Consider the following 24,735-nt stretch of genomic DNA (forward strand, 5'->3'; position numbering starts at 1 on the left):
TTCTACCCTCGTGTAACTGAGCGTGACACCTCGCGCTACATCTCTTGATCCAGAAGAGAGTAATTCGGCAGTGCACGAGAGTCGCTGGCGTCGTAGCGCCGGGTGCCCCGTCGGGTCGGTGCCGCAGGTGCCGCATGCCCGGCGGGGCATCCCGGCTGACCATGCGCTGAGCTGACCCGCCGTTGCCGCCGATCACTCCTGCGGCAATCAGGGCGTGTCCCGGTTGTTCGGCAACTGGTCCTGGAGCGTGAGCTGAGGGCAGGAAGCACGATGCTGGTGCCTCCTGCCCTCGTCTCTGTTGGGTGTCTGGTTCAGACAGTCGTGGGTCGTCGGAGGGTGATCGGACTTCCGTCGCCACCGATGACTGGACCGGCCGGCCACAGTTCGGCAAGGTCGGCCGGGGCTAGCGGGTGGTGGTACGCCGTCCGGAGGACCTTGTCGATAGTGGGGGCGTCGGCTTGTTCGGCAAGGTTCATGAACCAGTCGGTGCCGGCGGGGTATGACCAGAGGTAGGACCGGAGCATGGGCTCGGTGCCTCGGTCGGAGAGCAGGTTCCCGATCTCGCGGGCGGACATCCACGGGACGCGGGCGCGGGCGTGGTCGGCGCATTCGCGGACGGAGTGGCCGGCGTTGATGGCGCGGTGCAGTTCGGCCCGGACGAGGTGGGTGTAGTGGGTGACCCGTTGGTAGGTCATCAGCCGCTCATCGTCCGGCGTGGTGAACATCGGCCACGCCGTGGCCAGTCCTTCCAGCAGGGACTGGTAGGGCAGGTGCGTGGTCAGGGTCCGTACCCAGGGGACGTCTTCGGTGGTGCCGGTCTGGCTGAAGCTGGAGCACTGCAACGCGTGGCCCAGGAGCTCGTGCTGGGCGAAGGAGCGTAGGCGGGTCTCGGTGAAGCTGGCGGTGCGCTTGTTGAACCGCAGCCGGGCGGCGGTGCCGGCGCCGTCGACCCAGAACGACCAGTAGTCGTCCACGTCGACGACCTCGATCTTGACCGTGAACGGGGCGGTGGTGCCGGTCAGCTCCCGCACGATGGGCTCGACCTTGGCGGCCTCTTCGCCGACGCGCTCGCCTGCCTCGTCGATGGTGATCGGCCCATAGAGCTGGTGCAGCTCGTCGCCGGTGCTGGCGTTCCAGCCGATGCCGTGGTCGGCTAGCGCCTGACGGGCGCGTTCGGCAAGCTCGAGGATGTACTCCTCCGACCAGCCGGCGGTGCCGCATCCCTGGGTGGCGCGCATGTAGTCGTCCAGCTCGGGGCGCTGGCCCAGGACGCTGCCGAGGTAGGCCAGGTGGGCGCGCACGGTGCGCTCGACCGCGGCGTCTCCATCGGCCTGGGCCTGCTGCTGGTAGGCGGTGAGCTGCTCGAACACCTCCAGGCGGCTGCTCGCCGGGCCTACGGGGTGTTCGGGTGGGGCGCAGTCGTAGTCGATGACCTGTCGTCCGCCTCGGGCTGCTTCGTGGGCGTCCCAGGCTCGGACGGTGGCCTCGACCTGGTCACGCAGTCGCACGGGCAACGTCCCAGCGCAGGGTGACGGTCTGGTTGGTCCGCAGGTTGCGGCGGTTCAGGTCGATGACGATTCCGTTCTCGTCGGTGTTCCACGTCAGGCTCTCGGTCGCCGTGATCTCCGAGCCGTCCGGGCGCTCTTCGACCGCTTGGCAACCGGTCAGAGCGTCCACCCCACCGAGGCGCATCTGCAAGTGAAGCTTCTGGGTGGGCCGGTAGACCGACTGACGCCAGTACAGCTCGCTGTCGAACAGGCCACCGGTGCACGAGTAGCCGACCCGGGCGGTCTCGCCGGGGTTGATCGCGGGGAAGATCTGGCAGGCGAACTTCACCTGAAGCTCGGTCTCGTGCAGCCGCTGGATCAGGACGTTGCGCTCGCTGGCCTGGTCCGGCTCGACGATCAGCGGACCGTCGACGTGCTTGAACCAGAACTGCCGGCTGAACCTGGTGAACGGGGCATCGGACAGATTGGTCAGCTCATGCATGTAGTGCAGGCGCACACGGCCCTTGACATCGACCTCGACCCGGGCGCTGAGGCAGCGGTCGATGACCTCGCCTGCGGTGGCCTCGGTCGGCATGTCGGCACTGATGAGGTTGCCGCCGATGTTCGCCGGGCTCGTGGCGTGCGGCCAGGGCTGGGGCGCCTGTGCTTCCCATTCACGAGCGGCCAGACCGAGGAAGCCGCCGGGGATGTGCAGGCCGTCTGCGATCCGCTCCATCACCTCGACGGAGGCGATGCGGTCCTTGCCGGTCATGATCCGGCTGACCCGGGACTGGGTCATGTTCTCGATCGGGGCGGCGATGCGGTCTTGGCTGGCGTGGTCCCACTGCCGCATCAGGTGAAACATGCGCTGGAAGTCGCGCTCTCGGCATGCTTCCTGGAAGTCGGCGCGGGCCAGAACGTCATCCGAGACCGTGTAGTCCGACTGCTCCCGCATGCTTCCCCCTCGCTGGTGCCACCCACTGCTGCGTTGCGTTCGGTAAGCGGAAGGTTACCGCGCCCAAGTCAACCCTGTATGAGCGGCATGCCGCTTTTCAAGCGCTTGAGCGCTCCGACAGCGTTCGGTAACCGCTGATCGTCATCAGTTCCGGCGACGGTTCATGTGGAGTCGGTATAGGTGCGGCGTGCGTTTCCCCTGGTCTGGGGGGCGAAGCAGGCTTGTCTCACCGGCCTTTCCCGGGTGACAGCGGCGCGAGTCCTCGGGAGAGGCCGGCTCCAAGGATCGGAGCGGGAGGGAAGCTGTGAATCTGAGCCGTTTTCCACGCCAACGTATGGGCGGGCAGCGCGTGAGAGTCGGACGGGCAAGAGCGGTGCCGGCCGAACAACCCGAACAACATGGAACCGACCGATCGAAGGATCCGGCGCGGCGGGCCGTGGTCCCTCGTCAGAAGACTCCCGGCCGGTGAGGGTCGGGGGCGGCGCCTGGCTCCCGCTCAGCCTCCCTCCGCTGCGGTAAGAGCGGCGCCGGGGTGCGTGCCGGCCTCATTCGGGGTGACGGTTCGGCACGCACCCACATCTCAGGACTGCCCGCGCGCACTCGACGGGGAAAGTGCGCGCGGGCTCGCTGTTTTGTCGGCCAAGGAGAGGTCACGATGGACGCTGACGGGCTCGTCTCGATGCTGCGCGAACACGGGGTGACGGTGCAACGCACCTCGCCGCTGCCCCGCGCTCTCACCGGCGAGTCGGCGGTGGCGGTCTTCCTGGACCCGACAAGCAATCAGCGGGAACTGGCGCGGGCCTGCGTGATGCAGCTCGACGGGGTGGCCTCGGTGAAGTTCTCGGCCATCACGCCGTGGGTCATGTTCGTGACGTACTCATCCCTGGGCCTGAACTCACGCGCCTGGGTCTGAGCCGGCCATTTGGTCGCCCCGCAGGTGGTTCTCGACACTGGCCAACCGGTCGCTGAGCTGCTGCAACGTCTGCTCGACCCGGGCTATCGCGACGGCCACCTGGTCCCCACCGACGTCCCCGCCGACGTCTTTGGCCGGCACCTGCCGTTGGGTCGTGACCAGGAGGGTGATCAGGTGATCGGCCGGCCAGTCCAGGGCAACGGCGATCGCCTCCAACGTCTTGTTCTGCACGCGTCGGCTCGCGCCGTGCTGAACGGTGCGCAGCGTCGAGACCGAAATCCCTGACAGGCGCGCCAACTCCTGCTGGCCGATCCTGCGGGCTGCCATGCGCTCGTTCAGCGCTGCTGCCACTGCCTGCCAGTCCTCGCCGTCGACCTGCCCCCGGGACGTGTACACCGTAGGCGTTCCCCGCTCAGCCATAACCGGAATGGTAACCGCCGACACGGCCATTTCTTACCCCCAGTATTGCCTTTTCTGGCCACTATGCAAACCATGTCTAATTCCGGTGCGCCGCTCATGTGAGGTTGGCATAGAAAATATGAGGTCCACCTTGTACCGCCTACCTAAGCGTTGATGCGCGCTTGTCGAGCGGTTCACGATGTTCTCGCAGCTCAGACAGGGCTGACACCGCAGAGAAAGCACTTCACGCCGCTCGATTGGGGCGGGTGAGTGTGGGCGGTTGAATGGCGAGAGTGGGAGCCGAAGAAATGGCTGTTGAGGGCCGTATCAATGTCCGTCACGAGGACGTGTTCACCCAGCCCATCATGGTTCTTTCGGTGGACGCCGTGGAGGACTTCGACAAGCGCAAGGCGGGAAATGTCGACCCGCAGGAACTGGACAAGCAGACCGGCCAGCGACTGTGGGCGGTCAGCATCTTGGACCCGACCGCGCAGCAGGGACGACGCGAGATCAAGGTCAAGATCCCGGCCGATCACCAGCCGGTCCCGCCAGCCGGACTGATGGCTCCGGCCGAGTTCGACGGCCTGCAGGTCATCCCCTACCTGGACTCCAACCGCGCCAAGCCCCGCGTCGCTATCGCCTACCGAGCAACGGGTTTCCGCGCCCCGACTCGGGCGCAGCGGCAGGCGTCGTAGTCCAGGTCCCCTCGTCCGGATGGATGTGGCGCCCCGTCCCCTCGCCGGGTTCGGGGCGCCCCTTCCGGGCATCGCCCTTCGTCGATCAGCACACGTTCCCCAGGATTGAGGGTTGAAATGCGTTCCAGCACTGGCAGTAAGCGTTGTGGGCCGTTGGCCAAGCCGTGCCGTACCTGTGCCGAGGTTCACCCGGTGGGGCGGCTGCACTTCGGGCAGTGCCCCGACTGCGCGCACCTGGTCGCCCTGCCCCTGCGCGGGGAGGGTGGCCGGTTCATCTCCTTCACCAACAGCGACCGCACCAGCGGCGGTGGCCTGTGATGGCCGGCGGCATGGATTCGTTCTGGTTCGACCAGTACCAGGAAAGCAACCAACGGGTCCTGGCAGCTTGCCGGGCCGTGGGCATGGCCACCTTCCTTCTCGATCCGGATGACCGCTGGGACGACTCCGAACGTCTGGTGCGCCTACGAGACGTCCTGCACGACCTGCGCGCGGCCTTGGGACTGCCTGACGTTCCCGCTTCGACTACCTCGACTGATTCCACGGATGGGAGCACCCTCTGATGCTGGTCAACGGCACCCGGGTAGAAGACCTGGCCGGAACCGGCCTCACCACCCGTCAACGCTACGTCATCCCCCTGTGGGTCACCGTCCCACTGTTCCTGAGCAAGCACCTGGCCCGGGCCTCGCGGTGGCTGCTACGGCAGGCGTTCACGTACTGGGGCCTGTCCCTGCCCGCGTTCGTGCTGCTGGTCATCTGGTCGCGGCTGGGTGGGCTGTGGGCGCTGACGGCGCTGACCTGGTGGCTCGCCCTGGGCCTGGTCTGGGCCTCCCGATGGCCGGCCTCCTTCGACGTCGCAGTCTCACAACCGGCCCGGGGCGTGTGGCGGTGGTGGACGAAATACAAGCGGCGCTGGCATCCCGCAATGGACGGAACCGGCCTGACCCGCGTCACCCCCGACCATGAGGTCTACGTCCCGGCCGTGACCCGTATCCGCTCTACGGCCGTGGTCGACACCCTGCATCTGCGCCTGCTCCACGGTCAGACACCAGCCGACGTGGCAGCTCGGGCTGAGGGCCTGCGGCACGTGTACGCCGCTCACCGATGCAGCGTGATCGAGGACGCGCCCGGTCGGGTGCGGGTGCTGTTCTACGCCAAAGACCCGCTGCGCCATCTCGTCGCCCCGTTGGACCCGGCGCCGGTCCCGGTATTGGACGCTCTACCGGTCGCCTTGGGTGAGGACGGTCAGCTCTTCCTGCTGTGGCTGCTGGGCCGGCATGTCCTGCTGGCCGGCGCCTCGGGCTCGGGCAAGGGATCGGCACTGTGGTCAACGGTCCGGGCGCTGGCTCCGGCCGTCGCGGAGGGCACCGTACGACTGCGTGGGGTCGATCCCAAGGGTGGGATGGAGCTGTTCCCTGGGCGGGCGTTGTTCGCCGAGTACGCCGATGAAGACCTGGACGCCATGCTCGCTCTGCTGGAACGGGCCGTGGCGGACATGAACGACCGCAAACGTCACCTGAAAGCCGCTGGCGTACGCGTCTTCACCCCGTCCAAGGCTGATCCGCTGGAAGTGATCGTGATCGATGAGCTGGCGTTCCTGACCGCCTATGCACCCAAGGATGTTAAGGCGAAAGTTGCTGCTGCCATGCAAGTTCTGCTCTCGCAGGGACGTGCGGTGGGTTACAGCGTCCTGGCGGCGTTGCAGGATCCGCGGAAGGAGGTGCTGCCGTTCCGGGACCTGTTCACCTACCGGATCGCGCTACGGCTGGCTGAGGACTCCCACGTGGACATGGTGCTGGGTGAAGGAGCGCTGGAACGGGGCGCGGCGTGTCACCTGATCCCGGCCAGCCTGCCCGGCATCGCCTACGTCCGCGTCGAAGGAGCCCTGGAACCGGTCCGGGTCCGCTTCTCCTACCTGTCCGACACCGACATCGTCGACATGGCCTCGCAGTGGCCGGCACCCGAGAACACCGACTGGACACCGCTACCCGACACGCCGGCCACCGACCCGATCACCGACCCGACCGCCGGCCGGGAGACCGGCCCGGATGAGTCCTACCCCTTCCGCTTCTGGACCACGGGTGAAGGTGACGACGCGTGAGCGATAACCCGGCCACCCCTGGAACGGCCATGCCAGAAACCAGCCCCGACCAGAACCCGACCGGGCAGACCCGCCCGGCGCCCGCCTGGTGGTCCCGCCTCCACAGCCCTACGGACCCCGACCACGACGAGACCGTCACCGTCGAGACCAGCCCGGCCGAAGACGTCGCCCAGCTCGACACCCCCGCTGCGGAGTGGCCGGAAGGCTGGGCCGTCGTCCCTCCGGTCGGCTCGATCGTCACGGATGTTGGAGTGACGTTCTCCCTGGCCCCGGCCTCCCTGACCGACCGCCCGATGAGGGTGCGGTGCACCTCATGCGACTGGGACGAGACCGCACCCCAGTCCGAGGCCGTCGACGCCGTCCGTGTCCACGCCCTGCGCCACATCGCCGACCCACGCCCCCGGATCGCTCACCTGCCGAGCTGGCTTCAGCCTCGACTGAAGGGACGCCGATGACCACCCCCGTTCCCACGGCCTCGGCCAACCTGGGCAACCCGATGCAGCCGGCCGCAGCCTCGATCTCGAACCTGACCCGCAACAGCCGCGCCGAACGCGCCCGCATGCCCGTCGCCCTCCACGTCGCCGAAGACGTCGCCATCGCCAACGGCGTCTGCGTCCGCCCCATCACCCAGCGGGTCACCGACACCCTGACCGGCGAAGTCACCCTCGTCGACGTTCCGTGCGGGGCAACTCTCGAGTCCAAGTGCCCGACCTGTGCTCAGCGTGCCCGTCGACTGCGCATGCACCAATGCAGGGCCGGCTGGCACGCCGAATCCGACCCCATCCCCGACGAAGACCCCTCCACCTCTGCCCAGCAAGACCTGGTCGCAGCCCGCGCCGACGTCACCGCAGTCCGGGACGACTTCCTCGCCCGCGGCGATCTCGGCGTAGCTGAGGCCGCAGCCGAAACGCTGGACGTCATCGATGCCGAGCTGGCTGAGCTGGGCGTACGCGGGCCGCTCGAACGTGAGAAGCCGGAAACGGCTCGGCGGAAGCGCTCGACCCGCCGTCGCCAGGACGCGCCCGATCTGCCCAAGCGCACGATGGCGAAAACAACGGTGGGACAGACATTCCCCGGCAATAATGGGAAGGTCTACCGGCCGTCCATGTTTGTCACGGTCACCCTGCCCGGTTACGGGCGAGTCGACGGCAACGGCGTTCCTCTCGATCCGTCCCGGTATGACTACCGGCGGGCGGCTCGGGATGCGATCCACTTCCCCAAACTGCTCGATCGGCTGGTCCAGAACCTGCGCCGCGTCGCCGGGTACGACGTGCAGTACTTCGCCACCGTCGAACCCCAGAAGCGCCTGGCCCCGCACGCCCATATCGCGATCCGGGGCACCATTCCGCGTGCCCTGGTCCGCCAGGTCATCGCCGCCACCTACCACCAGGTCTGGTGGCCCCAGGCCGATACACCGGTCTACGTCCGCGAAGACGAACTGCCCGTCTGGGACGAAGACGCCGACGCCCCCGACCTAACCGGCAACCCTGCTAGCGAGCCGGTCGGTTACCTCGACCCCACCACGGCGGCTGTGCTGCCGACCTGGGACGAAGCCCTCGACGACCTCGACGCCGATGACGACCTGGAACCTCAGCACGTCGTGCGGTTCGGTATCCAGTCTGACATCCAGGGCCTGCTGGCCGGCTCCCCGGACGCTGACCGGCGCGTGGGCTACCTCGCCAAGTACCTCACCAAGTCCATGGGCACCGCCCACGGCGAAGACGAGAACCCGTCCGTCAAAGCGCACGTCGACCGCCTCGTCCACGCCCTGCGCTACGAACCCTGCTCCCCACGATGCGCGAACTGGCTGCGCTACGGCATCCAACCCAAAGACGCCCGCCGCGGCCTGATCCCCGGCTCCTGCAAGGCCAAAGCCCACCGACGTGAACACCTCGGCTACGGAGGCCGGCGCGTCCTGGTCTCCCGTAAGTGGTCGGGTAAGACGCTCACCGACCACCGTCACGAACGACGGGCCTTCGTCTTGGCCCTGCTCGGCGTAGACCCCGACAGCGCCGACGCCACACGCGGGGACAAGACCGCCGACCGGTACGTGTGGGAGCCGGTCAACCCGAACGAACTGCCGCCGCTTTCCACGCGACTGCTGCATGCGATCAGCCAACGCCAGACCTGGCGCGCGGCTTACGAAGCAGCACGGGACGGTAGCGGTCCTCCACCAGTTGCTACCCCCGTCAGTGCATTTGATCGAGCGAAAGGTGCTGCTTAGAAATGATTCCCAAACTGTGGACGACTAGCGATGTGGCCGAGTACCTCGGCGTCCCGGTGGCAACGCTCTATCAGTGGCGCACGCGCGGGTACGGTCCGGAGGGTCGCCGGATCGGTAAGCACCTGCGGTACAAGCCGGAAGACGTGGTCACCTGGTTTGACCACATCACGACAGACAAGATCGCCTGATGTCGCGCCCGCCGCTGCCCTTGGGAACCTGGGGCACGATCAATCGGACTCAGGTCGGCCCGAAGGTCTGGAAGGCCGACACGCGGTTCCGGGACTTCGACGGTCGAACCCGGCAGGTACAGCGGCGGGCGTCCACTGGGGCCAAGGCTGAGGCTGCACTCAAGGAGTACCTGCTCACCCGGTCACGAGCTGGCCGGGTGGGCGAGGTAACCGCAGAGACGCGCGTGCGGGACGTTGGGGAGCTGTGGCTGGCCCAGATCCGGGAGGAAGGTCGGGCCGCAACGACGCTGGACGCCTACGAAGACGCCATGCGCCTGCACGTCGTGCCCGGGATCGGCATGCTCCAGGTGCGTGAGCTGACCGTGAGCGTCTGTGATCGCCTGCTGAGGTCAGTCAAGACGAACACCGGTCCGGCTGCTGCCAAGCACGCTAAGACGGTCCTGAACGGCTTGGTGGGCCTCGCGGCCCGGCACGATGCGATCAAGTACAACCCGGTGCGTGAGGTCTCGAAGATCACCCAGACCAAGAAGGCTGCCCGATCGCTGACCTTGCCTGAGGTGCGCAAGATTCGGGCCGGCCTTCTCGCCGACCCCGAGGCAGTGAGTCGAGATCTGCCCACGCTGGTCGACTTCATGCTCGGAACCGGCCTGCGCATCGGTGAAGCCATCGCTGTGACCGAACCGGCACTGAACCTCAAGGCGGCCACGGTCGAAGTGCGCGCCACCGTCGTTCGGTCCCGGGGAACCGGACTGATCCTGCAGCCCACCACGAAGACGCCGAGTGGCTGGCGTCAGCTCCATCTCCCGGCCTGGCTGGTCGCTGTGCTCAAGGCTCATGAGTCGCCGGAGAACGAGTGGGACCTGATCTTCCCGTCGCAACACGGCAAGATCCGTGACCGGTCGAACACCAACTCGGACGTCCGGGATGCCCTGGACAAGCTCGGCTTCGACTGGGTGACCACGCACGTCTTCCGGAAGACCACGGCGACCCTGCTGGATGAGGGTGGTCTGACCGTCCGCGAGATCGCCGACCAGCTCGGGCACAAGCGGATCAGCATCACGCAGGACACCTACTTCGGCCGGCACCAGGCAAGCCCGAAAGCGGCCGGCGCCCTGGGCGCGATCACGGAAGGTCAGACGCCTGCGAACGGCCCGGAAACGGGGTCAACTGAAAGCGTTGAGTAAACGGTGAGTCGAACCTCTTCCAGCCCGAAGAACTGACAAACGAAACCGGCCCCGATCGATGCGTTTCCGCAGATCAGGGCCGGTTCCGTCGCTGTCTCAACGAGTGCGCCCGAAGGGATTCGAACCCCTAACCTTTTGATCCGTAGTCAAATGCTCTATCCGTTGAGCTACGGGCGCTCGCTCCTCCCTGTCGGGGGGAGCGGTGACTACCTTAGCGGGTCTGCACCCGAAGTACGAACTCGGTGAACGTGGGGCGGCCAGATGCACCCGGAGCGCCGCATTCGTCACTCTCGGCACACGGCGGGTCACCAGCGCTCGCAGGCCCAGCCGTCGCCGTTCGTGTCCAGGTTGTAGATGTCCCGGCCGATGACCCGGGCCGGGGCGGCGAGGTAGGCGGGGCCGTCGCCGCCGGCCGACAGGCAGTCGACGTCGGAGGCGATGGGGACGCAGCTGACGGAGTAGTTGGGGTCGCACTGCCAGGGGGTGGCACGGTCGGGCTTGCGGTGGCGGCCGCGGCGGTCCTCGTCACGGTCGCGGTTGCGCTCGCGGTCGTAGTCCCGGTTGCGGTCGGAGCGGCGCTTCTCGTCGTCGGCGCCCGTGGTGGGGACGTCGCTGCGGCTGGTGCGGGACCACTGGGTGCCCGGGCCCGGGGTCTTGATCGTGGTGCTGGTGACGGTGGTGCGGGGGCGCTCGCCGGCCTTGGGCGTGGCCGCCTTGCCGGTGGACTGGGCCTCGGCCTTCTTCTCGGCGGCAGTGGCCTCGGGCGTGGGCACCGCGGCCTTGTGCTTACCCCCGCCCGACTGCTTGCTCTCAACAGTGGACGTCGGTGTGGGCTTGGGCTTGGGGGCGGCGGTCACGAGGTAGCCACTGGGTGCCTTCTGGCCGGCCAGGAGGGGCGGGTCGGCGAGGGTGACCTGGCCCTTGGTCGGGTTCACGACATCCAGGGCGCCGCGGCCCAGGCTGAAACCGGCGACGCCGACCAGGACGACCATGGGCAGGACGATGCGCTTGCGGGGCCAGTTGGCGCGGCGGTCGGAGCCGTGGGCCTGGACGGGGATCTGGTTCTCGACGAGGTTGCGGAAGCGGCCCGGGTCGTTCGCGGCGTGCGCTGGGGCGCCTGCGCGACGGTTGGGGCGGTTCAGCGAGCCCAGGTCGTACTCCGGGATCCCCGCCGGGTCGGGCGCGCGGTCTGAGGGGCCGTAGAGACGGTCCAGCCAGTGAGCGGCGTCAGGGGTGCTCACGGCCCCGAGCGATTCGTCCGGCCCGTCGGAGGGGCGGCCCCCGGCGGGGACGGCACCTACCCGCCATGTGCCCACCGGCACCCAGGACTCGGAGGGCTCGGGGCGGGACAGATCCAGCCCGGCGTCGGGCGTATCGCCCTCTCCGGCCCAGCGGACGGTGCCGAACTCGTGCACCGGGGGATTCTCGTCCAGCCCGGCCCACTGCCGGGCCACCTGGGCAGCCCGGGCCGCCTGCACGGCGGGGAGAACGCTCTCGGCGGGCGGGGCCGGTGTGTCCCGAAGCCACTCGGACCGCTCGACGGCGTCGGAGACCGTGGGAGCCAGGCGCCCCTCGTCCCTCATTGGATCTTCTACTACGTACTGCCAGCCGAACGGCGCCAACGGCCAGGACGGGTCGGGCTGCCACCCCCGAGGCGGCAGCCAGCCCTCGGGCGGCCGGGGCCAGCCGGGCGGCGGATTGAAACGGCGCTTCACAAAAGAAAGGTACGAACTGGACAAGATCGTCTCAGCGAACTGCCCGAAAGAGCATCCTTTCACCCAGGGCTCAACGGGACCGTTCTACCCATGTACCCCTCAAGCCCCAAATGCACGACGAACGGTCCCCGAGGACGTCCTCAGGAACCGTTCGTCGTCAGAGCAGTTCGAAAACCTCAGACCGAGACCTTCTCCGAGCGACCGGTCACCGCCACCGAAGCGTCCGAGTCACCGTGCACCGCCGGAGCGGCGTGGTCGTCCACCAGCGTCGCCTCGTTGAACGGGCTCTCCCCGCGGAACGTGCGCAGCGCCTGCTCCTTGTCGAACTCGCCCACCCAGTGCCCGATCAGCACCGTGGCGACCGCGTTGCCGGCGAAGTTGGTCACCGCGCGGGCCTCGGACATGAACCGGTCGATGCCGACGATCAGGCCCACCCCGTCGACCAGGTCGGGGCGGTGCGACTGCAGACCGCCGGCCAGCGTGGCCAGACCCGCTCCGGTGACGCCGGCCGCGCCCTTCGACGCGATGATCATGAAGCCCAGCAGGGAGATCTGCTCACCGATGCTCAGCGGGTTGCCCAGCGCCTCGGCGATGAACAGCGAGGCCATGGTCAGGTAGATCGCGGTGCCGTCGAGGTTGAACGAGTAGCCGGTGGGCACCGTGATGCCGACGACCGGCTTCGACACGCCCATGTGCTCCATCTTGGCGATCAGCCGGGGCAGCGCCGACTCCGAGGACGAGGTGCCGACGATCAGCAGGAACTCCCGGCCCAGGTACTTCAGCAGCGAGAAGATGTTCAGCCCGACCGCCAGGCGCAGGATCAGGCCCATGATCACGAAGACGAAGATCGCGCAGGTCAGGTAGAAGGCGATCATGATCCGGGCCAGGCTGACCAGGGCGTCGACGCCGGTCGCACCGACCACCGCGGCGATCGCGCCGAAGGCACCGACCGGGGCCAGCCACATGATCATGCTGAGGATCCGGAAGACCAGCTTCTGGATGACGCTGATCGCGCCCAGCACCTTCTGGCCGGTCTCGCCCATCTGCTGCACCGCGAAGCCGACCAGCAGGGCGACCAGCAGCGCCTGCAGCACCTCGCCCTCGGTCAGCGCCGAGACGATCGTGGTGGGGATGATGCCCAGGATGAAGTCGGTGGTGCTGGTGTGCTCCTCACCGGCCGCCTCGGCGCCGGAGCCGGCCAGGCCGGACAGGTCCAGGCCGTCGCCGGGGTGCAGGATGTTGCCGACCACCAGGCCGATCACCAGGGCCAGGGTGGACATCGCCAGGAAGTAGCCCAGGGCCAGCCCACCGACCTTGCCGACCTTGGCGGCCTCCCGGATCGAGCCGACACCCAGGACGATCGTGCAGAAGATGATCGGCGCGATCATCATCTTGATCAGCGCCACGAACCCGGTGCCCAGCGGCTTCAGCGACTCCCCGACGCCCGGGGCGACCAGGCCGACGATCGCCCCGATCACCACCGCCGCGATCACCGACAGGTAGAGGATGTGCGTGCGGTCCTTGTGCTGTTTCTTCGGGGCGGCCGGGGGATCCGCTGGTTGTGGGGCCGGGCTGCTCGCTGCGGGGATCTCGGACATGGCCGCCTCCTGCGTCGTCGAATGAGGTGTCGTGCGCCTGCGCGTCCGCTTCGAACCCATGGTCGGGCTCGCTGTGAACTGCGCCACTGCGGACGAGGTTGCCCGCCCTTCGAGCGACGGTCGCGCTTTCGGTCATTGAGTAAGGCGATGACATCGGCAGACTGTGGCTATGGACCCTCGGCACTGGAGCGTGGCCCGGCAGGCCTTCGGGCTGGTCGTCGCCGCCGTCGTGCTGCTGGTCGGATCGACGGTGGTGGCCGCCTACGTGCAGACCCACGACCGTGCCCGGGACGCCACCGCGCACGAGGTGCTGGCCCTGGCCGAGACGATCGCGCTGGAACCGACCGTGCTCCGGGCGCTGGACACCACCGACCCCTCCGCCGTCCTGCAGCCCTACGTGGAGCGGATCCGGCAGGCCACCGACACCGACTTCATCACCGTGATGAGCCCCGACGGCACCCGGTTCACCCACGCCAACCCGGATCTGATCGGCCAGAAGTTCCTCGGGCACACCGAGCCGGCCCGCACCGGCGAGGCGTTCACCGAGACCTACACCGGCACGCTCGGCCCTTCGGTCAGGGCAGTGGCACCAATTAAGGACGTCGGTGGCGGCGTGGTCGCGCTGGTCGCCGTGGGTATCACGATCGACAACGTCGGAGCACTCGTTCAGGAGCAGCTTCCGCCGCTGTTCGCCGTCGGCGCGGGGGTCCTGGTGGCCGGGGCCGTCGTCGCCTATGCCCTGGGCCGCCGCCTGAAGCGTCAGACGCTGGGCATGGGTCAGGCCGAGCTGACCAGGATGTTCGAGTTCTACGAGGGCGTGCTGCACGCCGTGCGGGAGGGACTGCTGATCGTCGACCGGCAGGGCCGGCTGCAGCTGATCAACGACGAGGCGATGCGCCTGCTCGGCCTGGACCAGAGTGCGATCGGCCGGCGCCTGGCCGAGCTCCCGCTGCCCGACGGCCTGACCGAGGCGATCGGCCGCGACGACACTCTGGTCGACGAACTGCACCTGACCCGCGAGGGTGTGCTCGTGGTCAGCCAGTCCCCCGCCCGCTGGAACGGTCGCACGCTCGGAAGTGTGGTCACCCTGCGCGATCACACCGATCTGGTCGCGTTGTCGGACGAGCTCAGCCAGACCCGCAGCCTGACCGAGTCGCTGCGCTCGCAGGCGCACGAGTCGGCCAACCGGCTGCACTCGGTGATCACCATGATCGAGCTCGGCGAGACCGACCGGGCCCTGGAGTTCGCCACCTCGGAACTGGCCGGGGTGCAGGAACTCACCGACCGGGTGATCAGTCAGTCGCAGGAACCGGTGGTGGCCGCGCTGCTGCTGGGCAAGGCCGCCGAGGCGGCCGAACGCGGCATCCGACTGGAGTTCCCCACCGATCTGGAGGTGCCGGACGGCGTCGTGCCGTCCCGCGACCTGCTCACCGTGCTGGGCAATCTGATCGACAATGCCTTCGAGGCAACGCTGTCGGCACCGGGAGACCGCCGGGTGTCGGTGGCCGCGCGGGTCACCGACGATCTGGGCGAGCTGTGCCTGAGGGTGAGTAATTCCGGGCCGCGCATCGTCGAACCGGAGCGGATCTTCGAACGCGGCTGGTCCACCAAGGAGGCCGACGCCGGCCGGTTCGGGCTCAACGGGGTGGCCGGGAAGCCCGGCGCCGGAAGAGGACTGGGGTTGGCTCTGGTGCGGCAGGCGGTGGAGCGCAACCGGGGTTCGATCTCTCTGTACCGCGACGAGGACCTGGACGAGACCGTGTTCGAGGTGCGCCTGCCACTGGCCGCGGTGGTGCGCCGGTGACCGGGACGATCCGCACGCTGGTGGTCGAGGACGACGAGCTGGCCGCCCGGGCCCACGCCGAGTACGTCCGCCGGCTGCCGCAGTTCGCCGTGGTCGGGCTGGCCCGGTCCGGGGCCGCGGCGCTGCACGAGGTCACCCACCAGCCGGTCGACCTGGTGCTGCTCGACATGAACCTGCCCGACCTGCACGGTCTGGAGGTGCACCGGATCATGCGGGCGCGCGGGGTGCAGGCCGACGTCATCGCCGTCACCTCGGCCCGCGACCTGGCGATCGTGCGTGGCGCGGTGGCCAACGGGGTGGCCCAGTACCTGCTCAAGCCGTTCACCTTCGCCACCCTGCGCGACCGCCTCACCAGCTACGCCGAGTTCCGCGCCCAGCTCAGCCGGGCCACGGGCACCGGTGAGGAGATCGACCAGCGCGAGGTCGACCGGCTGCTCGGCGACCTGCGCGGCGGCGCCACCGAGCAGCAACTGCCCAAGGGCATGAGCGCCGACTCGCTGGAGCGGGTGATCGGCGCGGTGCGGGCCGCCGAGGGGGCGCTCACCGCGATGGGCGCGGCCGAGGCCATCGGCATGTCCCGGGTCGGGGTCCGGCGTTATCTGGAGTACCTGGTCGAGACCGGCCTGGCCACCCGGGGATCGCGCTACGGGGGCACCGGCCGGCCGGAGATCGAGTACCGCTGGCGAGGTGCCCCCTGAGCGCCTTCCGTGCCTGCCCCTGAGCTCGATCAGGCCACGTCCCGCCGTCTGATCAGGAGCATCGTCCCGATCGCGAGGACGACCAGGTAGACCGCCATGGAGAGCGCGGCCGTCGGTCCGGAGAGCACATCGAGGACGCCCGGGGTGTCCAAGGCGGCTGCGTCACCTCCGATGACGGCCCCGACCAGAGAACCCGCGGCAGTCCCGGGGAGGACCTGGGTGAAGGTCTCGATCGGGCCGAGCAGCCCGCCGACCCCGCGCAGCAGCATCTCCAGCACCAGGGTCCAGACCAGGCCCAGGCCGACCGACAGGGCCGGGCTGCGCGCCACCGTGCCCAGGAAGTAACCGGCCAGCATCCACATCTCGAGCACCAGGAATCCCGCGCCGAAAGAGCGCGCCAGCTCGGCGAAGGCGGGCCACACCACCGACTCGGCCTCGGTCAGCGCGATCAGCCCGGTGATGGTGGCGAACAGGGCCAGGGTGGCGAGCAGGACGCCCAGCACGAAGGCGGTGAGGGCCAGCAGCGAACCGGCGGTCGCGGCCGAGCGCGAGGGCCCCTGGGTGTAGATCGTCTTCCAGGTGCCGTAGGCGTAGCCGTTGCCGGCCGAGATGGCGCCGAGCACCAACATCAGCGCCCCACCGAACATCGGCATGCCCTGGACGAGCACCGAGGGCAGGGCCTCGGGCAGCAGCGCGGCGAAGATCTCCTGGCGGCCCAGCTCTTCACTGGCGAAGTTGCTGCCACCCGTCGTGTAGGCGACGTAATTGAAAGCATAACCGAAAAGGCAGGCCAGGAAGAGCCAGGCCCCCAGGGTGACCCACACCGCCGGCCAGCGGCGCAGCCGAAGTAGTTCGGCCCGTGCACTGTTCACGATCGCAGTCATTCCAGTCAGTCCTCTATCCACAGGTTTTTTCACAGATTGTGGACGCCGGTGCGCCCGTTGGGGACAACCGCCGGTTCCGCTGTCGCGGACGTCATCTCAAAGAACACTTCCTCGAGACTGCGCTCCAGAGGCGCAATCTCGAGAATGTCGGCACCCTCGGCGACCAGGACACGCGCGACCTCGGGGGCCGCGGAAGGGGGTAGGTCGAGCACCAGAGTGTCTGCGTCGTGCGGGTGGCCGCGCCGCTTTTCCACAGGGCCGCCGGGATTGCCCACAGGCCCGGCCCGGCGCACGCCGTCGTCCCCGGCGATCCGCATCGCCACGGCCAGAGCTGTCTCCGGCGGGGTGGCGCGCACGCGCAGAAGCGCACCCCCACGAAGTTCAGTGACAGTGGACTCCCGCAACAGACGTCCGTTGTTGATCACTCCCACCCGGTCGCAGATCTCCTGTACCTCGGCGAGCAGATGACTGGAGAGCACGACCGTGGTCCCGCCCTCGGCCAGCGAAACGATGAGCCGGCGCATGTCCTGCATACCGGCCGGGTCCAGGCCGTTGGTGGGCTCGTCCAGCACAATCACCTCCGGCTCCCCCATCAGGGCCGAGGCCACGCCGAGACGCTGCTTCATGCCCAGGGAGTACGACCGGAACCGGTCGTCGCCGCGCCCAGCCAGGTCCACCCGTTCCAGCGCGATCTCGGCCGCCGAGCCGGACAGTCCCCGATACCGGGCCATGACCTGGAGGTTCTCCCGGCCGGAGAGGAACGGGTAGAAGCCCGGACCCTCGATCAGCGCGCCCACCCGTGCCATCACCTCCGGCTCCCCGGAGGGCCGGCCCAGCACCGTGGCGGAACCGGAAGTGGGCCGGATCAGGCCGAGCACCATGCGTAACGTGGTGGTCTTGCCGGCGCCGTTGGGCCCGAGAAACCCGTAGACCTCGCCCCGCCGCACGCTGAGGCTCACGGCGTCCGCGGCGAGTCTGGCGCTCTCGCCCGTCCCATAGCGTTTCGTCAGTCGATCCGTGGTCACGACCACGTCCGGTGAATTCGTCATGGCGGCAACGTTCCCGGTCACGACCGCTCCGGTCGTCCGACGGCCGAGGGCCGACGGGTACGCAGATCTGCGTAGACAAGGGCCGCACGCGGGCGTACATGTCTGTCGGTGGGCACACCTAGTCTCGAAACATGACCGAACCCGGCCCGGTGCGCGGCTCCTGGTACACCCCTCTGGTGTCAGCGCTGCTCTTCATCGGGTCGGTCGGTGCTGCCCACGAAGACAGCGGCCAGGTGCTGCCGGTGCTGGTCCTGGCCGGCATCGCGACCCTGTGTCTGCCCGCCGCCTGGTGGCACCCCCGGCCCGCGGTCCTGGTCGCCGGCGCCGCAGTGGGCGCCTACTTCGCCCTGGGCCTGCCCAACGGCCCGCTGTTCGCCGTGATGCCGATGACCGCCTTCATCGCTGCTCAGCGGCTGCGCTGGCCCGCCCTCCGGCCTGTGATACTTCCGGCCCTGGTCCTGCTCACCACCGGGCTGGCGGTCAAGGCGATCGTGCACGAGGCGCCCGGCCACGTCACCGCCTGGCAGGCCCTGGGCGTCCTGGCCCTCACGCTCGGCGGCAGCCTGGCCGGCCTCCGCCTCAACGACCGGAAAGACCTGCGCGCCGAACAGGCCCGGCGTTCGGCCACCGAAGAACAGCTACGCATGGCCCAGGGGCTGCACGACGGGGTGGGCCACGGCCTGGCCGTGATCGCCATGCACGCCCAGGTGGCCATGCACGTGCTGGACAAGACCACCATCCCGGCCGAGGACGACCAGCGGCTGCGGCAGAGTCTCGATGCGATCCGTTCCTCCAGCCAGGACTCGCTGACGGCGCTGCGCCGCGAACTGGCCGTCATGAGCTCCGGCACCGCAACCCGGGCCCCCGCCCCCGGCCTGGCCGACATCCGTCCCCTGCTCGAACGGGTGCGCTCGGGCGGGCTGACCGTCGAACTGCCGTCAGACGTCCCCCAACCGTCCGAACTTCCGGGCGAGGTGGGGCAGGTGGTTTACGCCGTGGTTCAGGAGTCGCTGACCAACGTGCTGCGCCATGCTCAGGCCCAGCGCGCGGTGGTCACCTTCCGGCTTTCCGGTGGGCGGCTGTCGGTCACGATCGCCGACGACGGGGTGGGTGCCCAGACCGCCTCCTCGTCGTTGGGCATGGGCATCGCCGGAATGCGAAAACGGGTCGAGAACATCGGCGGCCATCTCGAGACCCCGGCGGCGGCATCCGGTTTCGTGGTCAATGCGACGATCCCGGTGCCATCGTGATCCGGGTGGCCCTGGTCGACGACCAGCCGCTGGTCCGGATGGGGCTGTCCACCCTGATCGGCACCGAGCCCGACCTGGCGCTGGCCGGGGAGGCCGGCGACGGGCGCGAGGGCCTGGCCCTGATCCGCCGCACCCGCCCCGACGTCGTCCTCTGCGACATCCGCATGCCCGCCCTCGACGGCCTCGGGCTGCTGTCCGAGGTCGCCGCCGACCCGGCCCTGTCCACCGTGCGCGTGGTCATGCTGACCACGTTCGAACTGGACGAGTACGTCTTCGAGGCACTGCGTCACGGCGCCAGCGGGTTCCTGCTGAAAGACGCCGCCCCGAAAGCAATTCTGGAGGCGATCAGAGTAGTCGCCGAGGGCGGGTCGCTCCTGGCCCCCTCGGTGACCCGGCGGGTGATCGAACAGTTCGGTACGGGTTCACCCGCCCGGCAACCACATCCGCGCCTGAAGGACCTCACCGAGCGCGAGCGTGAGATCGTCTCCTGGGTGGCCACCGGCCGGTCGAACGCCGAGATCGCCGAGGAACTGGTGGTCTCCGCCGACACCGTGCGCACCCACGTCAGCCGGGCCATGGTCAAGCTGCAGGCGCGAGACCGGGCCCAGCTGGTGGTGTTCGCGATCCAGTCCGGCCTCGGCCGCTGACGTCACCGCACCTGGATCACCGCGTAATTCCCGCTGGTGCGCCACTTCTCACCGGTGCTGTCGAGCTCGGCCAGCCGGTCTGCATCCAGGCCCACCAGCACGTCGGACTTCAGCGTGCGCAGGGCCGCGACCCGCCCCGGCCAGTAGCTGGTCACGGTGGCGAACTCCGTGGTGGCCGGCCAGGCAACGTCACCGACCAGCCTTCGATAGTTCAGATCACCCTTCACTACGGTGAGATCTGCTTCTGCGTAAGTCTTTTGAAGGTCTTCAGAAGCCTGGTCGAAGGTCAGGGGCGCCACGTAGAAGGGGTGCGCATCGATCCGCAATTGCCCCTCCGACAGGGAGTTGCGGAGCCTGTGCCCGATCTGGGAGGCGGCGCCCGGACCGTCGACCAGTCGCTGCACCGTATTCAGAACGTCGGTGGGAGTGGCGTCCGAGGTGAAGTACGGACTGGGTTTCACGTGCAACCGGAAGGTAATACCCGGATGGAGCAGGAGAAGCCGGTCGGCAAGCACCAGATCGGGCAGAAGTTCGCGGCCGATGTTGTCGGTGACCCAAACGATGTCGCGCGCATCGGCGAGCAGCGGGATCAAGGTGGCCCGATCGTCCTCAATCAGGTTTTCTCCGGCCGGCTGACGGCCGCCCGCCGCCGGCCTCTGCAACTGGAAGCCCAGATCCGCGCGGTTCCCCCAGAGCGCAGCCAGGACGAGCGAGTCGATCAGTTCGCCTTCGGGGATGTTCTCCAGTCCGCTCAGCGCCTCGAGTTCGGCCTGCACCGCGGGTCCGGCCAGCTCGGCGTCTTTCTGCGGGCCGAACGGGTCCACCCCCTGCCAAGGGCCGGGGCCGAACCAGCCGGTGGCCGCCAGCAGCTTGCGGTAGAAGTAGTTCTCGGCCCACAAGAACGGCACTTCGTACCAGCTCTTGCCCAGGTAGGGCGCGGACCACTCGGCCCACTGCCGCGCGTCGGCGTGTGTGTCGGACAGCGGCAGGATCGGCCCCTCGATCTCCTCGGCCAGGCCGTTCACCGCGGCACGGATCTCCGGTGGGTAGGGGACGCCGTCCAGCACCTTGCGCAGCAGTTCGGGGTGGCGCTCGCTCAGGACGGTCCGCGGAAAGCCGTCCTCGCTGGTGATGACGGGGGCGGTGAGGTTCGGGTCGCCGGGTGCGGTCATCGGTTCCAGGTCCATGGGGCCAGCCTCTCAGCCCGCGGCCAGGAGTGAGCGGCCCGATTGAGACAATGCTGCACAGATCGCGGCGGAGAGGGTTCGATCGGCCAGGGGTACGGCCCGACAGTGCCGGTGCATCCCGTCTTCGCTACCGCCGCGATCAGAATGGAACACCTGAGCGAGCCGGGTGAGCGGGCGGAAGGCGTGACGACGAAGCGGGAGTACTGGCGATGATTGACGCTACGGGGCGACTCGTCCGGGACATGTTCTTCGTCTTCGTCGACATGGTGAACTGGCTCTGGAACAAGCTCTGGAAGTTCAACAAGGGCGCGGCGAAGGCGATGCTGCCGGGGCAGTCGCGCGGGGTCCAGACCATGGTGGCGCTGCTGGCGGTGTGCGCCGAGATCGTCGGCCTGTGGGTGTTCCTGGTCGACTTCGCCGACCAGCATCCCCTCTGACCCGCGGAGCGGGTTCTTCCTGAGGGCGGACGCCGCTGCGGCGGGCAAAACGAATGCGGGCCGGAACCCGTCGTGAGTTCCGGCCCGCAGTCGAGCGGTGCGGCGATCAGAGACCGGTGCCGCCACCGGCCAGGCCGGAGAGCGAGTCGGCCGGGATCAGGCCGAAGATGCCCTTGATGTCGACCGCGGTGGCGTTGCCCGGCACCTGCACGGCGCTGGCCTCGGCGTCGACCGCCAGGTCGACCGCGAAGGTGGCGTCCTCGACCGGCTTGTCGAGGAACTGGACCAGGTCCAGGTTCACACCGGTGAGCTTGTCGTCCTTGACGAAGACGTCGAAGGCGATGTCCTTCTCCGGCATCTCCTTGATCGAGTCACGGATCTCGTCGGCCGACTCCTGACCGACCACGCCGATCAGGTCGTTCTGCACCGAGGTGGCGATCTTCTTGGCCGGCACGGTGACCCGGTAGCCGTCGCCCCGGTCGCCGCCGTCGATCTCGTCGATCTGCGCGTCGGCCTCGAACGAGGCGCTCAGCGAGTCGAGGAAGGCCTGGACCTTGGCCTGGTCGACGGTGGGGCTCACGGTCTCCTGCGGGATCTGGTCGAGCACCCCCTGCTCGTCCAGGCTCTTGACGGTGGCGATCAGGTCGAGCGAGACCCACTCACCGTCGAGCAGCTTCTGCACCGGGGTGGCGATGACCGGCGGCAGCTGACCGAGCTGGGACTCCAGGGCGGAGACGTTCTGCTCAGCCAGTTCGGCGATCTTGTCCACGTCGGCCCGGACGTAGATCACGCCGTCCTTGGTGACGAACTCGAACAGGCCCGAGTCCTCGAGGACCACGGACATGGCGAAGGAACCCTGCCCCTTCAGGGCGGCCTCGAGCGCGGCCGGGTCCTGCAGGAGGGCCTGCGCGTCCTGGTTGGCGGTGGACTCCTTGGTGAGGTCACCGAAGGTCTTGCCGTCCGGCGCGGTCATGTTCATGGTGACCTTGCCGGACAGGACCTGCTCGATCGCCTTGCGGTCGGCCGCGTCGATCTTGTCGGCGGCGTCCTGCGCGGCGTTGATCTTCTTGATGTCTTCCGGGCTGCTCTCGAGCTTCAGGGTGAAGCCGGCGTTGCTGGACTCGTTGAGGCCCTGGAAGGCGGCGATCACCTCGCCCTTGGGCGTGCCGTCGCTCTGGGCTACGCCCGAGCCGGCGTCGCCGGAGGCGCTGCCGGAGTCCGAGCCACAGCCGCTGATCCCGACCGCGGCCGCCAGGCCGAAGCCTGCGAATGCCATGACTTTGGAACGCGTGGTCACTACCCCACCCCTTGCTCTGGATTTACTTCTTCTGTTCTTCACGTTCGAGTTCCGCTGCCCGCCCCGACAGATACTTGACCGTAGCGGACGGATACACCGACCCGACGCGGTTCCCGCCCAACGGGCTAATACCGAGTCCGGTTCGCAATGTGCTCACCGTGCTCGCTCTTTCACCGCCTTCGGGTGCAGCGTGCTCCAGACGCCTGCGGAAGTGCCTGGCGTTGCATCGGATCGCCGATTCTTTTCCGGGTTCACCGACTGTGGTGCGCCGTTCCCCCACCAGGGAAGGGCCCGGCCGCCACTCCTGGCAAGTGCAGTGCCGTTGCACACTGGGACCGTGCGGGCCTACGAACTGATCGAGCAGACCCTGGACGAGGGCAGCTGGCGCTCCTGGGACGAGCCGGTGGAGCACGGGCGTCTCGGACCGGTGGACCGGTCCTACGCAACGGCGTTGCGCACGGCCCGCGAGCGCAGCGGCCTGGACGAGTCGCTGGTCACCGGCGAGGGGCGGCTCGGTGGGCGGGCGGTCGCGCTGGTTGTCGGCGACTTCTCGTTCCTCGGTGGCTCGATCGGGGTGGCGACCGCCGAGCGTTTCGTGGCCGCCGCCGACCGGGCGCGGGAGCGGAGGCTGCCGCTCATCGCCTCACCGGCCTCGGGCGGCACTCGCATGCAGGAGGGCACGGTCGCCTTTTTGCAGATGGTCAAGATTTCCGCCGCCGTCGCCGCCCACCGGGCCGCCGGGCTGCCCTACCTGGTCTACCTACGGAATCCGACGATGGGCGGGGTGCTGGCTTCCTGGGGAATGCTCGGGCACCTGTGCGCGGCCGAGCCCGGGGCAATGATCGGCTTTCTTGGGCCGCGGGTGTTCGAGGCCTTGAACGGGGAACCATTTCCCGAAGGAGTGCAGACCGCGGAGAACCTTTTCCGGCACGGGCTGATCGATGCCGTGGTCGGGCCGCAGGAACTGCGCAAGGTGGCGATTGATGCGCTCACCGTGCTCACCGGCTCGTCCGTACCCGACGCTCCGCGGCCGCTGGAACCCGGGCTGGCCACCACGGACGTGGCCGAGGTGCCCGACCAGCCGGCCTGGGACTCGATCGTGCGTTCCCGCGATCCGCGGCGACCGGGGCTGCGGGAACTGCTGAAGGTCGCCGCCGACACGGTGGTGCCCCTGAACGGCACCGGGCAGGGCGAGGCCGATCCGGCGATGCTGCTGGCCCTGGCCCGGTTCGGCAACGCCGGGTGCGTCGTCCTGGGCCACGATCGCCGGGCCGAGGCCGGCGCCGCGATCGGCCCGGCCGGTCTGCGCGAGGCCCGGCGGGGCATGCGGCTGGCCGCCGAGCTCGGCCTGCCGCTGGTCTCGATCGTGGACACCGCCGGGGCCGCGCTCTCGCGGGAGGCGGAGGAGGGCGGGCTGGCCGGTGAGATCGCCCGGTCGCTGGCCGACCTGACCACCCTGGCCGCGCCCACCGTGTGCCTGGTGCTGGGGCAGGGCGCGGGCGGGATGGCGCTGGCCCTGCTGCCGGCCGACCGGGTCGTGGCGGCTCAGCACGGCTGGATCTCGCCGCTGCCGCCCGAGGGTGCGGCGCAGATCCTCTACCGGGCGCCGGAACGGGCGGCCGAGCTGGCTCAGGCCCAGGGGGTGCGGGCCCGCGACCTGTTGCGCGACGGGATCGTCGACACCGTGGTGCGCGAGTTCGCCGAAGACGACGCGGACGGGTTCCTGCGGCGGGTGGGAACGGTGCTGGAGCACGAACTGCTGCAGGTGCTCCGCGTGGACCCGGAGCAGCGACTCGCCCAGCGCCTGGCCCGGTACCGCCGGATCGGCCTCTGAACCGGCCCCTACCTCGGCCGACGGCATTCTGTCGGTGCCCGGTGGAACCATGTCGGACATCGGGCACCACCCGTCCACCCCACCGGAGGAGACCTGGGTCACAGGAGCGGTGCATGCCCGGGCATCCGCCGTCCGTAAGCTGGATCCGCACGACACCGACGCAACCCGGCACTCGGCCCGGGCGCGTATCCC

General features: G+C 68.8%; 24 protein-coding genes and 1 tRNA gene. 15 read left to right on the forward strand and 10 right to left on the reverse strand.

The genetic code is table 11. The features are described 5' to 3' along the window. Nucleotides 1-311: 311 nt before the first annotated feature. Complete coding sequence (locus tag LWF15_RS02545; RefSeq protein ID WP_232808683.1) at nt 312-1,508, reverse strand: hypothetical protein; 1,197 nt, start codon at nt 1,506-1,508, stop codon at nt 312-314. Then, the gene (locus tag LWF15_RS02550; RefSeq protein ID WP_232808684.1) at nt 1,495-2,442 is read right to left on the reverse strand and encodes a hypothetical protein; all 948 of its coding nucleotides are present in this window, start codon (nt 2,440-2,442) and stop codon (nt 1,495-1,497) included. Before LWF15_RS02550 ends, LWF15_RS02545 begins: the two co-directional genes overlap by 14 nt. 655 nt (nt 2,443-3,097) lie before the next feature. Here LWF15_RS02550 and LWF15_RS02555 point away from each other — a divergent pair. Next, nucleotides 3,098-3,355 (forward strand): hypothetical protein, encoded by a 258-nt coding sequence (locus LWF15_RS02555; RefSeq protein ID WP_232808685.1) that lies wholly within the window; start codon nt 3,098-3,100, stop codon nt 3,353-3,355. Here the strand turns inward: LWF15_RS02555 and LWF15_RS02560 are convergent. Continuing rightward, entirely contained in the window at nt 3,338-3,775 is a 438-nt protein-coding gene (locus LWF15_RS02560) for a helix-turn-helix domain-containing protein (protein ID WP_232808686.1), read from the reverse strand. The two genes, LWF15_RS02555 and LWF15_RS02560, sit on opposite strands and share 18 nt — an antisense overlap. A 287-nt stretch (nt 3,776-4,062) precedes the next feature. On the opposite strand from LWF15_RS02560, the gene LWF15_RS02565 reads away from it, so the two are divergent. The 8 genes from LWF15_RS02565 (at nt 4,063) to LWF15_RS02595 (ending at nt 10,143) form a co-directional block, all read left to right on the forward strand. Continuing rightward, a complete protein-coding gene (locus LWF15_RS02565) occupies nt 4,063-4,449 on the forward strand; it encodes a hypothetical protein (RefSeq protein ID WP_232808687.1) in 387 nt (128 codons plus the stop codon). 192 nt (nt 4,450-4,641) lie between these two features. Then, a complete protein-coding gene (locus tag LWF15_RS35915) occupies nt 4,642-4,767 on the forward strand; it encodes a hypothetical protein (protein WP_269809426.1) in 126 nt (41 codons plus the stop codon). Beyond that, nucleotides 4,767-5,009, forward strand: a complete 243-nt coding sequence (locus LWF15_RS02570) for a hypothetical protein (RefSeq protein ID WP_232808688.1) — start codon at nt 4,767-4,769, stop codon at nt 5,007-5,009. The genes LWF15_RS35915 and LWF15_RS02570 overlap by 1 nt, the downstream gene beginning before the upstream one ends. Then, on the forward strand, nt 5,009-6,547 hold the full coding sequence (locus LWF15_RS02575) for an FtsK/SpoIIIE domain-containing protein (RefSeq protein ID WP_232808689.1): 1,539 nt from the start codon (nt 5,009-5,011) through the stop codon (nt 6,545-6,547). The genes LWF15_RS02570 and LWF15_RS02575 overlap by 1 nt, the downstream gene beginning before the upstream one ends. After that, nucleotides 6,544-7,002 carry a hypothetical protein gene (locus LWF15_RS02580; RefSeq protein ID WP_232808690.1) on the forward strand — a complete coding sequence of 153 codons (459 nt, stop codon included), beginning with the start codon at nt 6,544-6,546 and terminating at the stop codon, nt 7,000-7,002. Before LWF15_RS02575 ends, LWF15_RS02580 begins: the two co-directional genes overlap by 4 nt. Beyond that, entirely contained in the window at nt 6,999-8,771 is a 1,773-nt protein-coding gene (locus tag LWF15_RS02585) for a helitron helicase-like domain-containing protein (protein ID WP_232808691.1), read from the forward strand. Before LWF15_RS02580 ends, LWF15_RS02585 begins: the two co-directional genes overlap by 4 nt. A 2-nt stretch (nt 8,772-8,773) precedes the next feature. Beyond that, complete coding sequence (locus LWF15_RS02590; protein ID WP_232808692.1) at nt 8,774-8,959, forward strand: helix-turn-helix domain-containing protein; 186 nt, start codon at nt 8,774-8,776, stop codon at nt 8,957-8,959. Further along, on the forward strand, nt 8,959-10,143 hold the full coding sequence (locus tag LWF15_RS02595) for a tyrosine-type recombinase/integrase (protein WP_232808693.1): 1,185 nt from the start codon (nt 8,959-8,961) through the stop codon (nt 10,141-10,143). The genes LWF15_RS02590 and LWF15_RS02595 overlap by 1 nt, the downstream gene beginning before the upstream one ends. A gap of 104 nt (nt 10,144-10,247) precedes the next feature. On the opposite strand, the gene LWF15_RS02600 is transcribed toward LWF15_RS02595, so the two are convergent. From LWF15_RS02600 to LWF15_RS02610, 3 genes are all read right to left on the reverse strand, one after another. Beyond that, nucleotides 10,248-10,320, reverse strand: a tRNA-Arg gene (locus LWF15_RS02600). Between the two features lie 128 nt (nt 10,321-10,448). Next, on the reverse strand, nt 10,449-11,726 hold the full coding sequence (locus tag LWF15_RS02605; RefSeq protein ID WP_232808694.1) for a hypothetical protein: 1,278 nt from the start codon (nt 11,724-11,726) through the stop codon (nt 10,449-10,451). 308 nt (nt 11,727-12,034) lie between these two features. Then, nucleotides 12,035-13,456: a cation:dicarboxylate symporter family transporter gene (locus LWF15_RS02610; RefSeq protein ID WP_232808695.1), complete on the reverse strand. Its 1,422-nt coding sequence runs from the start codon at nt 13,454-13,456 to the stop codon at nt 12,035-12,037. 169 nt (nt 13,457-13,625) lie between these two features. On the opposite strand from LWF15_RS02610, the gene LWF15_RS02615 reads away from it, so the two are divergent. Continuing rightward, entirely contained in the window at nt 13,626-15,260 is a 1,635-nt protein-coding gene (locus tag LWF15_RS02615) for a sensor histidine kinase (RefSeq protein ID WP_232808696.1), read from the forward strand. Further along, nucleotides 15,257-15,958, forward strand: coding sequence for a response regulator (locus tag LWF15_RS02620; protein WP_232808697.1), 702 nt, complete (start codon nt 15,257-15,259; stop codon nt 15,956-15,958). Before LWF15_RS02615 ends, LWF15_RS02620 begins: the two co-directional genes overlap by 4 nt. Nucleotides 15,959-15,987: 29 nt before the next feature. On the opposite strand, the gene LWF15_RS02625 is transcribed toward LWF15_RS02620, so the two are convergent. Together LWF15_RS02625 and LWF15_RS02630 are read right to left on the reverse strand one after the other, a co-directional pair. After that, the gene (locus tag LWF15_RS02625; protein WP_232808698.1) at nt 15,988-16,842 is read right to left on the reverse strand and encodes an ABC-2 transporter permease; all 855 of its coding nucleotides are present in this window, start codon (nt 16,840-16,842) and stop codon (nt 15,988-15,990) included. Nucleotides 16,843-16,871: 29 nt separating this feature from the next. Next, on the reverse strand, nt 16,872-17,891 hold the full coding sequence (locus LWF15_RS02630) for an ABC transporter ATP-binding protein (RefSeq protein WP_232808699.1): 1,020 nt from the start codon (nt 17,889-17,891) through the stop codon (nt 16,872-16,874). A 131-nt stretch (nt 17,892-18,022) separates the two neighbouring features. On the opposite strand from LWF15_RS02630, the gene LWF15_RS02635 reads away from it, so the two are divergent. Both LWF15_RS02635 and LWF15_RS02640 read left to right on the forward strand, forming a co-directional pair. After that, nucleotides 18,023-19,141: a sensor histidine kinase gene (locus LWF15_RS02635; protein WP_232808700.1), complete on the forward strand. Its 1,119-nt coding sequence runs from the start codon at nt 18,023-18,025 to the stop codon at nt 19,139-19,141. Next, nucleotides 19,138-19,788 (forward strand): response regulator, encoded by a 651-nt coding sequence (locus tag LWF15_RS02640; RefSeq protein WP_232808701.1) that lies wholly within the window; start codon nt 19,138-19,140, stop codon nt 19,786-19,788. Before LWF15_RS02635 ends, LWF15_RS02640 begins: the two co-directional genes overlap by 4 nt. A 2-nt stretch (nt 19,789-19,790) precedes the next feature. On the opposite strand, the gene LWF15_RS02645 is transcribed toward LWF15_RS02640, so the two are convergent. After that, nucleotides 19,791-20,975, reverse strand: coding sequence for a damage-control phosphatase ARMT1 family protein (locus tag LWF15_RS02645; RefSeq protein ID WP_232808702.1), 1,185 nt, complete (start codon nt 20,973-20,975; stop codon nt 19,791-19,793). Between the two features lie 209 nt (nt 20,976-21,184). Here LWF15_RS02645 and LWF15_RS02650 point away from each other — a divergent pair, with 209 nt between their 5' ends. Next, nucleotides 21,185-21,412, forward strand: coding sequence for a hypothetical protein (locus LWF15_RS02650; protein ID WP_232808703.1), 228 nt, complete (start codon nt 21,185-21,187; stop codon nt 21,410-21,412). A 106-nt stretch (nt 21,413-21,518) separates the two neighbouring features. Here LWF15_RS02650 and LWF15_RS02655 read toward each other — a convergent pair whose 3' ends face one another. After that, a complete protein-coding gene (locus LWF15_RS02655; protein WP_232808704.1) occupies nt 21,519-22,709 on the reverse strand; it encodes a hypothetical protein in 1,191 nt (396 codons plus the stop codon). A gap of 337 nt (nt 22,710-23,046) precedes the next feature. Between LWF15_RS02655 and LWF15_RS02660 the strand changes: the two genes are divergently transcribed. Beyond that, nucleotides 23,047-24,543, forward strand: coding sequence for an acetyl-CoA carboxylase carboxyltransferase subunit alpha/beta (locus LWF15_RS02660; protein ID WP_232808705.1), 1,497 nt, complete (start codon nt 23,047-23,049; stop codon nt 24,541-24,543). Nucleotides 24,544-24,735 lie beyond the last annotated feature (192 nt).

Source organism: Kineosporia rhizophila, assembly GCF_021277265.1.
Lineage (GTDB): Bacteria > Actinomycetota > Actinomycetes > Actinomycetales > Kineosporiaceae > Kineosporia > Kineosporia rhizophila.

Excerpts from the sequence above, each read along its gene's own strand:
- LWF15_RS02550 (WP_232808684.1), bottom strand. The coding sequence starts at position 2,442 with ATGCGGGAGCAGTCGGACTACACGGTCTCGGATGACGTTCTGGCCCGC.
- LWF15_RS02555 (WP_232808685.1), top strand. The coding sequence starts at position 3,098 with ATGGACGCTGACGGGCTCGTCTCGATGCTGCGCGAACACGGGGTGACG.
- LWF15_RS02560 (WP_232808686.1), bottom strand. The coding sequence starts at position 3,775 with ATGGCTGAGCGGGGAACGCCTACGGTGTACACGTCCCGGGGGCAGGTC.
- LWF15_RS02565 (WP_232808687.1), top strand. The coding sequence starts at position 4,063 with ATGGCTGTTGAGGGCCGTATCAATGTCCGTCACGAGGACGTGTTCACC.
- LWF15_RS02570 (WP_232808688.1), top strand. The coding sequence starts at position 4,767 with ATGGCCGGCGGCATGGATTCGTTCTGGTTCGACCAGTACCAGGAAAGC.
- LWF15_RS02575 (WP_232808689.1), top strand. The coding sequence starts at position 5,009 with ATGCTGGTCAACGGCACCCGGGTAGAAGACCTGGCCGGAACCGGCCTC.
- LWF15_RS02585 (WP_232808691.1), top strand. The coding sequence starts at position 6,999 with ATGACCACCCCCGTTCCCACGGCCTCGGCCAACCTGGGCAACCCGATG.
- LWF15_RS02590 (WP_232808692.1), top strand. The coding sequence starts at position 8,774 with ATGATTCCCAAACTGTGGACGACTAGCGATGTGGCCGAGTACCTCGGC.
- LWF15_RS02595 (WP_232808693.1), top strand. The coding sequence starts at position 8,959 with ATGTCGCGCCCGCCGCTGCCCTTGGGAACCTGGGGCACGATCAATCGG.
- LWF15_RS02605 (WP_232808694.1), bottom strand. The coding sequence starts at position 11,726 with ATGAGGGACGAGGGGCGCCTGGCTCCCACGGTCTCCGACGCCGTCGAG.
- LWF15_RS02610 (WP_232808695.1), bottom strand. The coding sequence starts at position 13,456 with ATGTCCGAGATCCCCGCAGCGAGCAGCCCGGCCCCACAACCAGCGGAT.
- LWF15_RS02615 (WP_232808696.1), top strand. The coding sequence starts at position 13,626 with ATGGACCCTCGGCACTGGAGCGTGGCCCGGCAGGCCTTCGGGCTGGTC.
- LWF15_RS02625 (WP_232808698.1), bottom strand. The coding sequence starts at position 16,842 with ATGACTGCGATCGTGAACAGTGCACGGGCCGAACTACTTCGGCTGCGC.
- LWF15_RS02630 (WP_232808699.1), bottom strand. The coding sequence starts at position 17,891 with ATGACGAATTCACCGGACGTGGTCGTGACCACGGATCGACTGACGAAA.
- LWF15_RS02635 (WP_232808700.1), top strand. The coding sequence starts at position 18,023 with ATGACCGAACCCGGCCCGGTGCGCGGCTCCTGGTACACCCCTCTGGTG.
- LWF15_RS02645 (WP_232808702.1), bottom strand. The coding sequence starts at position 20,975 with ATGGACCTGGAACCGATGACCGCACCCGGCGACCCGAACCTCACCGCC.
- LWF15_RS02650 (WP_232808703.1), top strand. The coding sequence starts at position 21,185 with ATGATTGACGCTACGGGGCGACTCGTCCGGGACATGTTCTTCGTCTTC.